The sequence below is a fragment of the Phytohabitans houttuyneae genome (genome assembly GCF_011764425.1).
GTDB lineage: Bacteria > Actinomycetota > Actinomycetes > Mycobacteriales > Micromonosporaceae > Phytohabitans > Phytohabitans houttuyneae.
Genome location: NZ_BLPF01000001.1, coordinates 2,010,591 through 2,026,254 on the forward strand (window position 1 = coordinate 2,010,591; position 15,664 = coordinate 2,026,254).

The 15,664-nt window shown below is 72.5% G+C and carries 13 protein-coding genes; 7 read left to right on the forward strand and 6 right to left on the reverse strand.

Annotated features, from left to right (window positions below; all coding sequences use genetic code 11):
- The first annotated feature begins 43 nt into the window (after positions 1–43).
- Positions 44–220 (forward strand): SDR family oxidoreductase, encoded by a 177-nt coding sequence (locus Phou_RS54365; protein ID WP_281365015.1) that lies wholly within the window; start codon positions 44–46, stop codon positions 218–220.
- On the opposite strand, the gene hemE is transcribed toward Phou_RS54365, so the two are convergent.
- The gene (gene hemE, locus Phou_RS52390; protein ID WP_173055268.1) at positions 194–1,264 is read right to left on the reverse strand and encodes a uroporphyrinogen decarboxylase; all 1,071 of its coding nucleotides are present in this window, start codon (positions 1,262–1,264) and stop codon (positions 194–196) included. The genes Phou_RS54365 and hemE overlap by 27 nt on opposite strands.
- Before the next feature lie 114 nt (positions 1,265–1,378).
- Between hemE and Phou_RS09050 the strand changes: the two genes are divergently transcribed.
- Positions 1,379–1,945, forward strand: a complete 567-nt coding sequence (locus Phou_RS09050; protein WP_173055270.1) for a DUF3000 domain-containing protein — start codon at positions 1,379–1,381, stop codon at positions 1,943–1,945.
- 140 nt (positions 1,946–2,085) lie between these two features.
- Here the strand turns inward: Phou_RS09050 and Phou_RS09055 are convergent, their stop codons facing one another.
- Both Phou_RS09055 and Phou_RS09060 read right to left on the reverse strand, forming a co-directional pair.
- The gene (locus Phou_RS09055; RefSeq protein WP_246273438.1) at positions 2,086–3,096 is read right to left on the reverse strand and encodes a hypothetical protein; all 1,011 of its coding nucleotides are present in this window, start codon (positions 3,094–3,096) and stop codon (positions 2,086–2,088) included.
- A gap of 1 nt (position 3,097) precedes the next feature.
- Complete coding sequence (locus tag Phou_RS09060; RefSeq protein ID WP_173055272.1) at positions 3,098–4,252, reverse strand: S1C family serine protease; 1,155 nt, start codon at positions 4,250–4,252, stop codon at positions 3,098–3,100.
- A 248-nt stretch (positions 4,253–4,500) separates the two neighbouring features.
- Here Phou_RS09060 and Phou_RS09065 point away from each other — a divergent pair, with 248 nt between their 5' ends.
- The 5 genes from Phou_RS09065 (at position 4,501) to Phou_RS09085 (ending at position 11,662) form a co-directional block, all read left to right on the forward strand.
- Positions 4,501–5,817, forward strand: a complete 1,317-nt coding sequence (locus Phou_RS09065) for a ribonuclease D (protein WP_173055274.1) — start codon at positions 4,501–4,503, stop codon at positions 5,815–5,817.
- Between the two features lie 80 nt (positions 5,818–5,897).
- A complete protein-coding gene (locus Phou_RS09070; protein WP_173055276.1) occupies positions 5,898–7,088 on the forward strand; it encodes a thiolase family protein in 1,191 nt (396 codons plus the stop codon).
- Positions 7,085–9,139, forward strand: a complete 2,055-nt coding sequence (locus Phou_RS09075; protein WP_173055278.1) for a 3-hydroxyacyl-CoA dehydrogenase NAD-binding domain-containing protein — start codon at positions 7,085–7,087, stop codon at positions 9,137–9,139. The genes Phou_RS09070 and Phou_RS09075 overlap by 4 nt, the downstream gene beginning before the upstream one ends.
- A 130-nt stretch (positions 9,140–9,269) precedes the next feature.
- Positions 9,270–10,052, forward strand: a complete 783-nt coding sequence (locus Phou_RS09080) for a transporter substrate-binding domain-containing protein (RefSeq protein ID WP_173055280.1) — start codon at positions 9,270–9,272, stop codon at positions 10,050–10,052.
- Positions 10,049–11,662, forward strand: a complete 1,614-nt coding sequence (locus Phou_RS09085) for a cation:proton antiporter (protein ID WP_173055282.1) — start codon at positions 10,049–10,051, stop codon at positions 11,660–11,662. Before Phou_RS09080 ends, Phou_RS09085 begins: the two co-directional genes overlap by 4 nt.
- A gap of 61 nt (positions 11,663–11,723) precedes the next feature.
- Here Phou_RS09085 and htpG read toward each other — a convergent pair whose 3' ends face one another.
- The 3 genes from htpG to Phou_RS09100 form a co-directional block, all read right to left on the reverse strand.
- A complete protein-coding gene (gene htpG, locus Phou_RS09090) occupies positions 11,724–13,574 on the reverse strand; it encodes a molecular chaperone HtpG (protein WP_218578884.1) in 1,851 nt (616 codons plus the stop codon).
- An 89-nt stretch (positions 13,575–13,663) separates the two neighbouring features.
- Positions 13,664–14,869, reverse strand: coding sequence for a sensor histidine kinase (locus Phou_RS09095; protein WP_246273441.1), 1,206 nt, complete (start codon positions 14,867–14,869; stop codon positions 13,664–13,666).
- Entirely contained in the window at positions 14,866–15,573 is a 708-nt protein-coding gene (locus tag Phou_RS09100; protein WP_173055284.1) for a response regulator transcription factor, read from the reverse strand. Before Phou_RS09100 ends, Phou_RS09095 begins: the two co-directional genes overlap by 4 nt.
- Between the last annotated feature and the right edge of the window lie 91 nt (positions 15,574–15,664).

Here is a 15,664-nt window from a genome sequence, read left to right on the forward strand (position 1 = left end):
CCCAGGCCGAGGGGCGTACGGGGACAGCGACATCACCGACCACGTGCCGCAGGGGAGGTTCGCCTCGCCCGACGACATCGCGCAGGCCGTGGCGTTCCTGGCCGACCCGGCCAAGAGCGGCTTCGTCAACGGCGAGACGCTCTCGGTCGACGGCGGCTGGTACGCGGACGGCTCCTGGCAGGCGCTGCGCCTGTCAGCGCGCGCTCGCCTCGTGCACTAGCGCGACCACCCGGGTCAGGACCTCCGGGTCGGTCTCCGGGAGCACGCCGTGGCCGAGGTTGAAGACGTGGCCGGGGGCAGCCCGCCCCTCCGCCAGCACGCGGCGCACCTCGCGCTCGACCACCGCCCACGGGGCGAAGAGCACCGACGGGTCGAGGTTGCCCTGCACCGACCGGTCGGGCCCGACCAGCGCGCTGGCGGTGTCCAGCGGGGTGCGCCAGTCGACGCCGACCACGTCCGCGCCCGCCTCGCCCATCGCGGTCAGCAGTTGGGCGGTGCCCACGCCGAAGTGGATCCGCGGCACGCCGGCGCCAGCCAGCCCGCCGAGAACGTGCGCGGAGTGTGGCAGCACGAAGCGGCGGTAGTCGGCGTCGGAAAGCGCGCCGGCCCACGAGTCGAAGAGCTGCACGGCCGAGACACCCGCCGCCACCTGCACGCGGAGGAACTCCAGGGTGATGTCGGCCAGGCGGCCGCAGAGGGCGTGCCAGAGCTCCGGCGCGCCGTACATCATCGCCTTGGTCTTGGCGTGCGTCCGCGACGGCCCACCCTCGATCAGGTAGCTGGCCAGCGTGAACGGCGCGCCCGCGAAGCCGATCAGCGGGATCGCGCCCAGCTCGGCGACGAGCAGCCGCACCGCCTCGTCCACAAAGGACACGTCGGGCGGTGTCAGGGGCCGCAGCCGGTCCAGGTCGGCCTCGGTGCGGATCGGCTCGGCCACGACCGGGCCCGTGCCCGGCTCGATGTCCAGGTCGACGCCGGCCGCCGCGACCGGTACCACGATGTCGCTGAAGAGGATCGCGGCGTCGACGCCGTGGCGCCGGACCGGCTGGAGGGTGATCTCCGCCACCAGGTCGGGGCGGCGGCACGCCTCCAGCATCGGGATCCCGGCGCGCACCTTCCGGTACTCCGGCAGCGAACGCCCCGCCTGTCGCATGAACCACACCGGCGTGTGCGGGACCGTCCGGCCCCGGCAGGCGCGCACGAACACCGAGTCGGCCGCGGGGCGCTCCCGGTGGGCGGCGCTGCCCTCCATGGTCGTCGTCATCGCGTTCATCGTGCCACGCCGGCCACTCCCGCCCCGGGCCGGTCCGGGCTCCCGTCACCCGCTGTCGGCGCGGCGGTCCCCCGCTGTGGCCGAACGCGGCTTAGGCTGCGGGACATGGTGTCTCCGAACGGGCATCCGGAAGTCTTCACGCGGGCGGTGGCCGGCTTGAAGGCCGCGAAGCCGCGCGCGGAGATCGAGCTGGAGGAGGTGCCCGCCCCGCAGCGCCTCGCGCCGTACTCGTACGCGGTGAGCGGCATCGTCCTCAAGGACGGCGAGGAGGTCGCCACCGGCCGGCTGATCCTGCTGCACGACCCGGCAGGTCACGAGGCGTGGGACGGCACGATGCGCCTGGTCACGTACGTGACGGCGGAGCTGGAGCCGGACCTCGCGGCCGACCCGCTGCTGCCCGCGGTGGGTTGGACCTGGCTGACCGACGCCCTGGAGGCCGAGGAGGCCACGCACACCGCGATCGCCGGCACGGTCACCCAGACGATCTCCACCCGCTTCGGCGACCTCGCCGGCCCGCCGGCCGCCGCCGACATCGAGATCCGCGCCTCATGGACCCCGACCTGCGAAGACCTGGGCGCCCACCTGCTGGCCTGGTGCGCGGTGCTCGCCTCGACGGCCGGCCTGCCGCCGCCCGGGGTGACCGCCCTGCACGGCAGCCGCATGATGGCCTAAAGGACCTCAGGCCGTTGATCAGGGAGTTGGTGGGCGCGGCGCACGGCGTGTCCGACCACGAAGTCCCTGATCAACCACTGGCGACCCTCTGACGCGCCGGAGCGGCCGTGGCGCCGCCACGACCGCTCCGTAAAGCCCTGTTACATGTACCTCTCGGCCTCGTTGCACGGCGCCTCGAGCGCGCTGATCGCGCGGTTGGCCGCGGCCTGGTCGCCGTCGGCCAGCGCGGCGAGGAACGTGTTGACCTTGGTGAGGCAGTCGGCGATGACCGCCTTCTCCTTCTCGGTCTGCTCCTTGGCGTTCTGCGTGCCGGTGAGGTCGCGCTCGGTCTGCGACAGCTTCTCGTTGGCCGCCGTCAGGTCCTTCTTGAGCTTGTCGACCTCGGTGGTCTTGGCCGCGATCGTGTCGTCGCGGGTGCTGACCTGCTCGTTCATCTGCTTCTCGGTGCGCGTCAGGTCACCGGACTTGCTGATGTAGAGGCCGGTCATGATGCCGCCGCCGATGAACAGCAGCGCCGCCACGATGCCGAGGATGAGCGCCGCCTGCCCCCGCTTGGCCGGCGGTGGGACCGCACCGTAAGGCGCGCCGTAGGACGGGCCCGACGTGGGCGGGACGGACATCGGCGCGGCGGAGTACGGCACGCCCGACAGGGGCCCGGCCGGCGGGGCCGACGCCGGGTCGTACGAGGAGGCGGGCGGGTAGCCGGGCTGCGCCGCGTAGCCGGGGCCGGGGTCGGCCGGCGGGTAGGACGGCTGTGCCGGCGGGTACGACGGCTGCGCGGGCGGCTCCGCCTGCGGGTACGCGGCGGTGGGCGGCTGCTGGGCCGGCGGGTACGCGGGCTGCGCGGGGTAGGACGGCTGCGCGGGGTAGGACGGCTGCGCGGCGGGCTGGGCCGGCACGCCGTACGGCGACTGGGGCGCCGATGTCGGCTCCGGCGGCGGGTACGAGGCGGCCGGTACCGAGCCGGTCGGGATCGTGTACGCCTGCTCGTTGCCGCTCGGGAAGGGCTGCGTCGGTGGCTGCTCACCCTGCGGTGGGTACTGTCCGCCTGGCGGGTTCGGGGGTAGGACATCTTTCCTCCTGTGGGCGCTCGGCCGCCCGGTCAGAGCGGCGCTCCCGGCGGTCTCGGGCCGGCCGGGGCGCCGCGGCACGTCAACAGATCTTGAACTGGTCGCAGGCGGTCTTGATCGGCACCGCGAGGCCGATGCCCTCCGCGTCCCGGGCCTTGGCGGTGGCGATGCCGACCACCTGCTTGGCGGCGTTGACCACGGGACCGCCGGAGTTGCCGGGGTTGATCGGAGCGTCAAACTGGATCACAGTGCCGGAGCCGCCCTCGTCCTTGCGGATCGCGCTGATCACACCGGTCGTGACCGTGTCCTCCAGCCCGAGCGGCGCGCCGACGACCACGATCTGCTGGCCCGACTTGGCCGGCTCGCGGGCGGTGGCCAGCCCGGTGAACTTGTTGTTGGTGCGCAGCTGGGCGACGTCGTCCTGCTCGTCGACCCGCACGATCGTCGCCGGCCACCGCTGGTCCTTGCGCTCGATGAACACCTCGCGCTGGCCCGCGTCCCAGACCGACTCGACCACGTGGAAGTTGGTGAACAGGTTGGTGCTGCTGCCGGTCTGCTTGCCGACCGCGAATGCCGTGCCGGTGAACTGCCCGGCAGCCACGCGGAACACGCTGGGCAGGACCTCGCTCGAGATCGCCTCGGGGTTGAACGCCTTGCCGGCCGCGGTCTCCAGCTCGGTGGTGCGCCCGTCGAGCCCGTCCAGGCGGCCCTTGTCGGCGGCCTGCGCCTCGGCGAGCGCCCGGTCACCGGAGGCGACGCGGTCCTGCAGGTCACGGATCTGGATGGCCTGCACGACCGCGACAGCGCCGATGATCAGGGCGAGCACCAGCGCGCTCAGCCCGAGCCAGGAGATCCGGCGGCGGGGTGCCTGCGGGGGTGCGCCGTACATCGGGTAGTGCGGATCGCCGCCGGGCAGCGCCGACATCGGCGGCGCGGACAGCGGGTAACCCGGCGCGGGGAAGGCCGGGGGCGGCGGTCCCGGGTAGGCGGGACCGGGCGGCGGTCCGGGCTGCGGCGGCACCGCGCCATACGGCTGGGCGGGCGGCGGCCCCTGCGGAGGTGGCGGGGGCGGTCCCGGCCGGTACAGCCCGTCCGGGTCGTCAGCGCGCGGCAAGCCGCCGGCGGGCATGCCGGCTCCTCCGGCCGGTGCCACACCCACCTCGTCGTCGAACGAGTGGCGCGGACCGGGCACCTGTGCGCCGGGCTGTGCGGACAGCGGGTCGTACCCAGCAGTCATCGAGATCTCGCCCCTCCCCTAGGACGCCCGTTCCACAGTCGCATCTCGGCACAACCCCACCCGGGCCGATCGGCGGCACCGGTGGACCGTACCGGTGGGAACGACGTTTGTCTCCTTCATGCTGACACGGGCGCCGGGTCCGGTGACGCGCCGAGTGCCCCCGCGCGTACCTCGATCGCACAGTGACGGTCCGACGCGCCGGGCACCGGCTGCTCGTTGCCAGCCGGCGACCACACTACGGTTGTCGGGTGACCGACGAACCACCCCTGCGCCGTCGGGCCGCGCAACGCCAAGCAGGGGACGGACCACACAGCCGGCCAGCTCCGGCAACCGAAAGCGTGGGGCCCGACCCAATAACGCCTGGCGGGCCCGTGCCGCTGACCGCCCCCCGCGAGGGCACCCCTGCCCCCATCGAGACGCCTGACCAGCTTGCCGAGGTCGTGGCCCAGTTCGCCGCCGGTACCGGCCCGGTGGCTGTGGACGCCGAGCGCGCGTCCGGCTACCGGTATACCCAGCGCGCCTACCTGGTGCAGCTGCGCCGAGCCGGCGCCGGCAGCGTGCTCATCGATCCCCTTCCCCTTGGTGACCTGCGCGTGCTCGACGAAGCCATCGCCGACGCTGAATGGGTACTGCACGCCGCGAGCCAGGATCTCCCCTGCCTCGCCGACCTCGGACTGCGGCCCCGTCGCCTATTCGACACCGAATTGGCCGCTCGGCTGGCCGGATTCGAGCGGGTCGGCTTGGCGGCACTGACCGAACAGCTACTTGGGTACACGCTGGAGAAGCACCACTCGGCCGCCGACTGGTCCACGCGACCCCTGCCGGAGTCGTGGCTCACGTACGCGGCGCTGGACGTCGAGCTCCTCGTCGACCTGCGCGACAAGCTCGCGGCCGAGCTGGCGGCACAGGGCAAGGACGGGTGGGCCGCCGAGGAGTTCGCGGCGCTTGTCGCGTCCGGTGCGCAGCCGCCCCGCCAGCGCCCCGACCCGTGGCGGCGCACCTCCGGCATCCACCGCATCCGGGGCGCGCGGGCGCAGGCCCGGGTGCGCGCGATGTGGTACGCGCGGGACGAGATCGCCGCCCGGCGCGACTCGGCGCCCGGCCGGGTGCTGCCAGACGCGGCGATCATCGCGGCCGCGGAGCTCGACCCCAAGGACGAACGGACGCTGCTCACGCTGCCCGGCTTCGGCGGGCGGTCGGTGCGGCGGCTGGCCCGCACCTGGATCGACGCGCTGACCAAGGCCCGTGACCTGCCCGACGACATGCTCCCGGTGGCGCCGCCGCTGGACGGTCCTCCGCCGCCGCACCGGTGGGCCGAGCGCGACCCGGTCGCGGCCGCCCGCCTGGCCCGGTGCCGGGAGGTCGTCACCACGGCCGCCGCCGAGCACACGCTGCCACCGGAAAACCTGATCACGCCCGACTCGGTGCGGCGGCTGGCCTGGACGCCGCCCGAGGAGATCACGCCGGAGACGGTCGCGGCGACCCTCCGCGGGTACGGCGCGCGGGCCTGGCAGGTGGGACTGATCGCGGACGGCTTGGCGGTCGCGCTGCGCGAGCCCGAGTGACCCGTCCCACAGCACGACGCAAGGTTACCGACGGGTAGCATCCAGGGCAGGAGGACTCATCGCCCAGGAGGTGGCCTGTCGTGCCCCGTCAAGTCCGTGATGTCGTCTTTGTCGACGGCGTCCGCACACCCTTCGGCAAGGCGGGCGGCATGTATGCCAACACCCGCGCCGACGACCTGGTGATCCGCTGCATCCGGGAGCTGCTGCGGCGCAACCCCCAGCTGCCGCCGGAGCGGGTGGACGAGGTGGCCATCGCCGCCACCACCCAGATCGGTGACCAGGGCCTCACCATCGGCCGTACCGCCGCGCTGCTGGCCGGCCTGCCGAAGACGGTGCCCGGGTACGCGATCGACCGCATGTGCGCCGGCGCGATGACCGCGGTCACCACCGTGGCGGGCGGGATCGCGATGGGCGCGTACGACGTGGCAATCGCCGGGGGCGTCGAGCACATGGGCCGCCACCCGATGGGCGAGGGCGTCGACCCCAACCCGCGCATCCTCGCCGAGAAGCTGGTCGACCCGTCCGCGCTGGTCATGGGCGCGACCGCGGAAAACCTGCACGACCGGGTCCCCTCGGTCACGAAGGCCCGCGCCGACGCGTTCGGCCTCGCCTCCCAGGAGAAGACCGCGAAGGCGTACGCGGACGGCAAGATCCAGCAGGACCTCGTCTCGGTCGCCGTGCGCGACCCGGAGGCCGGCTGGGGTCTGGCGACCGTCGACGAGGCGCCGCGGGAGACAAGCCTGGAGAAGCTGGCGACGCTCAAGACCCCGTTCCGCCCGCACGGCCGGGTGACCGCGGGCAACGCGGCGGGGCTGAACGACGGCGCCACCGCGAGCATCATCGCCGCCGAGGACGTGGCCCGCGAGCTGGGCCTGCCGATTGGCGCGCGGCTCGTGTCGTACGGCTTCGTCGGTGTCGAGCCCGAGGTGATGGGGTACGGCCCGATCCCCTCGACCGAGAAGGCGCTCCGCCTCGCCGGCCTGTCCATCGGGGACATCGGCCTCTTCGAGCTGAACGAGGCGTTCGCGGTGCAGGTGCTCGCGTTCCTCGACCACTTCGGCATCGCCGACGACGACCCGCGGGTAAACCCGTGGGGCGGCGCGATCTCGGTCGGCCACCCGCTCGCCTCCTCGGGCGTACGGCTGATGACGCAGCTCTCGCGGCAGTTCGCCGAGCACCCCGAGGTGCGGTACGGCCTGACCGCGATGTGCATCGGCATCGGCATGGGCGGCACGGTCATCTGGGAAAACCCGCACTGGGAGGGCAAGTGACGTACACCGAGGTTGTCACAAAGGCGCTGCTGCGCCTCGTGCCCGTGCCCGGTCTCGACAAGCCGGCGGCACTGATCACATTGGACAACGGCTTCGACCACAAGAAGCCCAACACGCTCGGCGCCGAGGGCCTCGCCAGCCTCGACGCGGCGATCACCGAGGCGCTCGCGGCCCAGCCGGCGTTCGTCGCGGTCACCGGCAAGCCGTACATCTTCTGCGTGGGCGCCGACGTCACCGGCCTGCCGACGATCACCTCGCGCGACCAGGCGCTGGAGATCGGGCGGCTCGGACACCGGGTCTTCGCCCGGCTCAAGGACAGCACGGTGCCGACGTTCGCGTTCGTCAACGGCGCGGCCATGGGCGGCGGGCTGGAGCTGGCGCTGCACTGCCACTACCGCACGCTCTCCGGCGGCGCGGCGGCGCTCGCACTCCCGGAGGTGCTGCTCGGGCTGGTACCCGGCTGGGGCGGCACCCAGCTGCTGCCCAACCTCATCGGCATCGCGCCCGCCGCGCAGGTGATCATCCAGAACCCGCTCACCCAGAACAAGATGCTCAAGCCGGCGCAGGCCGCCGAGCTCGGCATCGCGGACGTGCTGCTGGAGCCGGCCGACTTCCTGGAGCGGTCCCTGGAGTGGGCGGCCGCCGTCGTGCGCGGCGAGGTCACCGTCACCCGGCCCGAGGTCGACAAGGACATGTGGGACGGCGTGCTCTTCTTCGCCAAGAAGACGCTCGACGACCGGCTGCACGGCGCGGTGCCCTCCGCCAACCGGGCGCTGGAGCTGCTCGGCCTCGCGCGCGACGCGGACTTCGCCAGCGGTACCGCCGCCGAGGAGGAGGCCCTCGCCGACCTGGTGATGAGCGAGGAGCTGCGCAGCGGCCTGTACGCGTTCGACCTCGTGCAGCGCCGCGCCAAGCGCCCGGCCGGCGCGCCCGCCCCGGGGCTCGCCCGCGACGTCACCAAGGTCGGCCTTGTCGGCGCCGGGCTGATGGCCGGCCAGATCGCGCTGCTGTTCGCCCGCCGCCTGGAGGTGCCGGTCGTGCTGACCGACCTCGACCAGACGCGGGTCGACAAGGGGGTCACGTACGTACACGGCGAGATCGACAAGATGCTCGCCAAGGGCCGGCTGGACCCGGGCAAGGCGGCCAAGCTGCACGGGCTGATCAGCGGCTCGGTGGACAAGGGTGTCTTCGCCGACGCCGACCTCGTGGTCGAGGCGGTCTTCGAGGACCTCGGCGTGAAGAAGCAGGTCTGGGCCGAGCTGGAAAAGATCGTCAAGCCCGAGGCGGTACTGGCGACCAACACCTCCTCGCTCTCGATCACCGAGATGGCGGCCGACCTTGAGCACCCCGAGCGGGTGGTGGGCTTCCACTTCTTCAACCCGGTCGCGGTCATGCCGCTGCTGGAGATCATCCGGGGCGAGCGGACCGACGACGCCACGCTGGCCACCGCGTTCGCGGTCGGCAAGGAGCTGCGCAAGTCCTGCGTGCTGGTCAAGGACGCGCCAGCGTTCGTGGTCAACCGGCTGCTGACCCGCTTCCTCGGCGAGATCTTCGCGGCCGTCGACGAGGGCACGCCGCTCGACGTCGCCAACGAGGCGCTCGACCCGCTCGGCCTGCCGATGCGGCCCCTGCCGCTGATGCAGCTCGTCGGCCCGGCGGTCGCGTACCACGTGGGCGGCATCCTGCACGCCGCCTTCCCGGACCGCTTCCCGGTCTCCGACAACCTGCGCAAGGTCGCCGAGTCCGGCAAGCCGTTCCTTGTCGACGACCAGGTCAACCCCGAGGTGGCCGGGCTGCTGGAGTTCGGCGACCAGCCGTCCACACCGGAGCAGGTGCGCCAGCGGGCGCTCGAAGCGCTCGCCCAGGAGGTCCGGCTGATGCTGGACGAGGGCGTGGTGGCCGAGCCGCAGGACATCGACCTCTGCCTGATCCTGGGCGGCGGGTGGCCGTTCCACCTGGGCGGCATCACGCCGTACCTGGACCGCACCGGCACGTCCGAGCGGGTCACCGGCCAGCGCTTCCTGCCCCGCGGGGTGGCCAGCCTGCCGTGAAACGCGCGCGGGGTGGCCAGCCTGCCGTAAAGCGCGGGGTGGCCAGGCTGGCGTAAGCGCAGGGTGGCCAGCCTGGCGTGATTCGCGCCATTTAGGCCGCTTGTGCCCCGATCCTGCCTAGTGTGATCACATGCGCGGGATCGGGGCGCTGCTCGTTCTGGTGCTGGTGGCCGGATGCGCGCGGGGCGTACCCGCCGCGGGCGACTTCCGGCCCGCGGTGGACGGCGAGCTGACGGTCGCCACCGCCACGCTGCCACTGCCCGGTTTCTGGGAGCAGCCGGGCGGCTTCGAGTACGGCCTCGCGGAAGCGCTCGCCAGCCGCTTCAAGCTGCGGCTGCGGGTGGTGCGCGTGCCGTTCGAACGGATCGTCGCAGGCGATCTGGGCGGCGCGGACCTGGCACTCTCCCAGGTGACCGCGACCCCCGACCGCGATCGGGTGCTCGACTTCTCCCAGCCGTACCTGGCCGCGACGCCGGCCGGCCTCTCCCCCGCCGCGATCCCCGACCTGGCCGCGGCCCGCGACAGGAACTGGGCGGTCACGCGGGGTACGACGCTCGCCACCGTCCTCGCGGACGTTGTCCGGCCCACCGCGCCACCCGCGCTCACCGCCGACGAGCCGGCCGCGCTCGCGCTGCTGGCGGCCGGTTCCGTGGACGCGGTACTGCTGGACCTGCCGGTCGCGCTCGTCATCGCGGACCGCTCGGGCGGAGCGCTGCGGGTGGCGGTGCAGATCGCCTCGGACGACTCGCTCGCGGCCGCGCTCCCCCAGGGCTCGGCAAACCGCGAGGCGGTCGACTCGGCGGTGCGCGCCTTCACCGACGACGGCACGATCGACCGGCTGGCGCGGCGGTGGCTCGGCGCCGACCTGCGGGACGCCGAGGCCGACGTACCGGTCATCGGGAGGGGCGGGTGAGCGCCCCGCACGGCCCGGCGTGGGAGTTTCTGCTGCTGTTCGTCGTGGTGATCGGCGGACCACTGCTGCTGGAGCGCGCCAGGGTGCCGGGAATCATCGGGCTGCTGCTCGGCGGGTACGCGATCGGTCCCAACGGCCTCGGCTGGATCAGCCAGGCCAGCGACACGCTGCCCGACCTGGGGCAACTCGGCCTGCTGTACCTGATGTTCGTGGCCGGTGTGGAGCTCGACCTCGCGCTGCTCCGCGCGTACCGGCGCTCAGCCATCTCGTTCGGGCTGCTCACGTTCGCGATGCCGATGGCGGCGGGCACGGTGGTCGGCTTCGCGCTGGGCTGGAGCGCGCCGTCCGCGTTCCTGCTCGGCTCGCTGCTCGCCTCACACACGCTGATCGTGTACCCCCTGGTCCGCGACGGCGGCGTGGGTGCGGACCCGGCGGTCGCCACGGCGGTCGGCGCCACCGTGCTCACCGACACGCTGGCGCTGATCGTGCTCGCGGTCGTCTCCGGCACCACCGGCAGCGACTCCTCCACCTGGGTGGTGATGGTGCGGCTGGTGGCCGGGTTCACCGTCCTCGGCGGCTTCTGCTTCTACACGCTGCCCCGCGTGGCCCGGTGGTGCTTCCACCGCCTCGGCGGCGAACGCACGGTGCGCTACCTGGTCGCGATCGCCGGCTTCCTCGCGGCGGCGGTGCTGGCCGAGGTGTTCGGCATCGAGGGCATCGTGGGCGCGTTCTTCGCGGGGCTGGCGCTCAACCGCCTCGTACCCAACGAGGGCCGGCTGATGGACCGGATCGACTTCTTCGGCGCGGCCGTGTTCATCCCGGTCTTCCTCGTCTCGGTCGGGCTGATCCTCGACCCGCGCGTGATCGTCGAGCCGCGCACGCTCGCGCTCGCCGCGCTCTTCATCCTGGCCTGCATGGGCGGCAAGGTGCTCGCCGCCTGGCTGGCCCACCTGCTGCTCGGCTTCTCCCGCCCGCAGGCCGGCGTGATGTTCGCGCTGACCACGCCGCAGGCCGCCGCCACGCTCGCGGCGACGACCATCGGGTACCAGATCGGGCTCTTCGGCACCTCGGTGGTCAACGCCGTGCTGGTGCTGATCCTGGTCAGCCTCGTCGTGTCGCCGATCACCGCCCGCCGCTTCATGAGCGCGCTGCCCCACCCGTCCACCACCGACCGCCCGCTCGGCAGCCGCGTGGTGGTCGCGGTGTCCAGAGTGGACGCCTCGCCCGAGGTCTTCCGGCTGGCCGCGCGGATCGCCGCGCCCGACGGCGGCGTGGTGCACCCCGTGCTCCTGCGCCGCGAGTCCGACCCGGCCCACGACGCGGCCGCAGTGAGCGCGCTGGAGGCCGTGGCGAGCCCGCAGGGTGTCGACGGCGCCGCGTCGGTCGTGGTCGACCGCTCCCTACCGGCCGCCGTCGCCCACGCGGCCGCCGCTCACCTGGCCACACTGATAGTGGTGGACGGCCCGATGTGGTCGGAATCCGCCGGCGTGGCCCCGTCCGCGCCGGTGCTGGAGCTGCGCACCGAGGAAACCGCACTCCTCCACGCCGCCCCCACCCCGGAACTGGCCGCCGAGGTCGCCCGGCGCGCCGCGGTCGACATGCGGAGTTGATCAGGGAGTTGGTGGGTGGACACGCCGGCCGACACGCTCACCAACTCCCTGATCAACCGCCTTAGTCGAGGGTGCGGGCCAGGCGGTCGGCGAGCAGGCGGGTGAAGCGGGACGGGTCGGACAGGTCGCCGCCCTCGGCCAGCAGGGCCATGCCGTAGAGCAGCTCGGCCGTCTCGGCCAGGTCCTCAGCGTCCGGGTTTGCGGCGTGGGCGGCGCGCAGGTTGGTCACCAGGGCGTGGTCCGGGTTGAGCTCGAGGATGCGCTTGGTGTGCGGCAGCTGCTGGCCCATCGCCCGGTACATCTTCTCCAGCGTCGGCGTGATGTCGTGCTCGTCGCCGACGATGCACGCGGCCGACGTGGTCAGGCGGGTCGAGAGCCGCACCTCCTTGACGTCCTCGTCCAGCTTGCCGCCGAGCCACGTCAGCAGCGCCGCGAAGTCGGCGGCCTGCTCGGCGGGTGGCTCCGACTCGCCGAGGTCGACCTTGCCCTTGGCCACCGACTGCAGCGGCTTGCCGTCGAACTCGGGCACCTGGTCGACCCACACCTCGTCGATCGGGTCGGTCAGGATCAGCACCTCGTAGCCCTTGGCCAGGAACGCCTCAAGGTGCGGCGAGTGCTCGACCATCGCGCGCGACTCGCCGGTCATGTAGTAGATGTCCTTCTGGCCGTCCTTCATGCGCTCGACGTACTCGCGCAGGGACGTGGACTCGGCGGCCGTGGACGAGAGCCGGATCAGATCGAGCAGCTGCTCGCGGTTGTCCGGGTCTTCGAGCAGCCCCTCCTTCAGCGCCCGGCCGAACTCGGTCCAGAACGTGCCGTACTTTTCGGCGTCGGCCGCCTGCAGGTCCTTCAGCGTGGACAGGACCTTCTTGACCAGCCGGCGGCGCACGGCCTGGATCTGGCGGTCCTGCTGGAGGATCTCGCGGGAGATGTTGAGCGAGAGGTCGTGCGCGTCGACGACGCCCTTGACGAAGCGCAGGTACTGCGGGATCAGCTCCGCGCAGTCGTCCATGATGAACACGCGCTTGACGTACAGCTGGACGCCGCGCCTGCCGTCCCGGCTGAAGAGGTCGAACGGCGCGCGGGAGGGCACGAAGAGCAGCGCCTCGTACTCGAAGGTGCCCTCGCCCTTCATGTGGATCGTCTCGAGCGGGTCCGTCCAGTCGTGGCTGACGTGCTTGTAGAACTCGTGGTACTCCTCGGCGCTGACCTCGCTGCGCGGCCGGGCCCACAGCGCCTTCATCGAGTTGAGCGGCTGCTCCTCGCCGGCCATCCGGATAGGCCACGCGATGAAGTCCGAGTACCGCTTGACGATCTCCCGGAGCTTCCATTCCGCCGTGTAGTCGAAGAGGTTGTCCTCGCTGTCCTCCGGCTTGAGGTGCAGCGTGACCGAGGTGCCCTGCGGCGCGTCGTCGAGCGTCTCGATCTCGTACGTCCCGGCGCCGGTCGACTCCCAGAACGTGGCCGTGCTCTCCCCGGCCTTACGGGTCACCAGCGTGACTTTGTCGGCGACCATGAACGTCGAATAGAAACCGACGCCGAACTGCCCGATCAGCTCCTGCGAGGCGGCCGCGTCCGGCGTCTCGCGCAGTTTGCGCAGCACCTCGCCGGTGCCCGACTTGGCGATCGTGCCAATCAGCGAGACGACCTCGTCGTGGCTCATGCCGATGCCGTTGTCGCGGATCGTCAGCGTGCGGTTTTCCTTGTCCGCCTCGATCTCGATGTGCAGATCCGCGGTGTCGACCTGCAGATCCTTGTTGATCAAAGACTCCAGGCGAACCTTGTCGAGCGCGTCCGAGGCGTTTGATATCAGTTCACGGAGAAAGACGTCCTTGTTCGAGTAGATCGAATGGACCATCAGATGCAGGAGCTGTCGCGTCTCCGCTTGGAACTCCAGCGTTTCCCTGCTCACCGCGAACCCCTTTCGTCAGTCACCAAAAACATCGCAGCCGAAAGGATACTGGCCGCGACGCAACGCTTGGCCGGGCCCCGGTGACGCCGTCAGTGGGTCGGCACCGCGGCCGTCGCGGCCACGACCGGCGTGGTGTCGGCGGCGGGCAGGGTGACTGTGACCTCCAGCCCACCGCCCGGCTGTGCGGCGGCCGTGACGGTGCCGCCGTGCGCGTCGCAGACCGCCCGCACGATCGACAGGCCGAGTCCCGAGCCGCGCGCGCCGGTGCGCTCCCGGCCACCGCGCCGGAACGGCTCGAACAGCCCCGGCACGTCCGTCTGGTCGACCTCGAAGCCGGTGTTGCCGACCACCAGCCACGCCGCCGCCGCGTCCGAGCCGGTGCGCGCCCAGATCTTTCCGTGCAGGTGGTTGTAGCGGATGGCGTTTTCGATGAGGTTGCCCGCGAGGCGGTCGAGCAGGCTGGGGTCGCCGACCACCGGCGCGGGCTGCAGCGAGGTGGTCACGGTCAGCTGGAGGCGGTCGGCCTCACCCTGTACCGCGGAAAGGGCGGTCGTGGCCGCGGTGGCCAGGTCGGTGTTGACCTTGCGGGCCAGCCGCCGGCCCGACTGTGCCTCGCTGCGGGCCAGCACCAGCAGCGCGTCGACGAGGCCGTTGGCGCGCTCCGAGGCGTCGCGCACGACAGTGGCCATCCGCCGGTACTCGGCGACGTCCGCCTCCTCGTCGGCCATCGTCACGTCGATCTCGGTGCGCATGACGGCCAGCGGCGTACGCAGCTCGTGCGACGCGTTGGCCACGAACCGCTTCTGCGTCTCGAACGCCTCACCCAGCCGGTCGAGCATCGCGTCGAACGTGGCGGCCAGCTCGGCCACCTCGTCGTCCGCCCCGGAGTAGCGGATGCGCTGGTCGAGCGTCTCCTCACCGAGCCGCTGAGCGGTAGAGGTGACCTGGTGCAGCGGGCGGAGGGCGCGGCCGGCCACCGCGTACGCACCGGCGACCCCGACCACGCTGATCGCCAGCAGCGCGACGAGGCCCTTGGCGAGCAGCTCCCGCGAGGCGGCGTCGACCACCAGGTCCTGCCACACGCGGGCGTCCAGGTGGCGGCCGTCCGCCAGCTCGACCGTGGTACCGGCGCGGAGCTGGTCGGCCGGGTGCAGCGCGTCGCCGACCAGCAGCCAGGCGAGCAGCACCAGGATCGCGCCGGCGCCGACCAGGAGCACCCCGTTGAGCAGCGTGAGCCGCAGGCGGAGGGTGGGCCGCAGCCGGTGGCGGCCGGGCCGCCCCGAGTACACCGTCACAAGCTCTCCCGGTTCCCTCGCTCGTGCGGCGCTGAAGGCGGCGCTGCCTCCGAGACGCGATAGCCGGCGCCCACGACGGTCTCGATGAGGGGCGGATCGCCGATCTTCTTGCGCAGGGTCATCACGGTCACCCGCACGGTGGTCGTGAACGGGTCGGTGTTGGCGTCCCACACCCGCTCCAGCAGCTCCTCGCTGGACACCACCCCGCCACGCGCCTTGAGCAGCTCCTCCAGCACGCCGAACTCCTTGCGCGTCAGGTCGAGCGGCGAGCCGGCCCGGGTGGCCACCCGCTTGGCCGGGTCGAGCACGAGGTCGGCGACGGAGAGCACCGGCGGCGCGGCGGGTGTGGCCCGACGGCCGAGCGCCTGCACGCGGGCGACGAGCTCGTCGAAGGCGAACGGCTTGGGCAGGTAGTCGTCGGCGCCCAGCTGCAGCCCTTCGACCCGCTCGGCGACCGTGCCGCTGGCCGTCAGCATCAGCACCCGGGTCAGCGCGCCGGAGGACACGAGGTCGGCGCAGATCTGGTCGCCGTGCACGCCGGGCAGGTCGCGGTCGAGCACCACCACGTCGTACCGGGTGACGAACGCCATCTCGTGCCCGGTCGAGCCGTCGTACGCCAGATCCACCGCCATGCCCTGCCTGCGCAGCCCGCGGGCGATCGCGTCGGCAAGGTTGCGCTCGTCCTCGACCACCAGGACCCGCACGGCGGCCACCTCCAACTCTCGTTTGCCAGGCCAGCGTCCACCGGCAGGTGTGAAACCGGCGTGAGCCGGCGTCCACCCGCTGTGGTGAAAA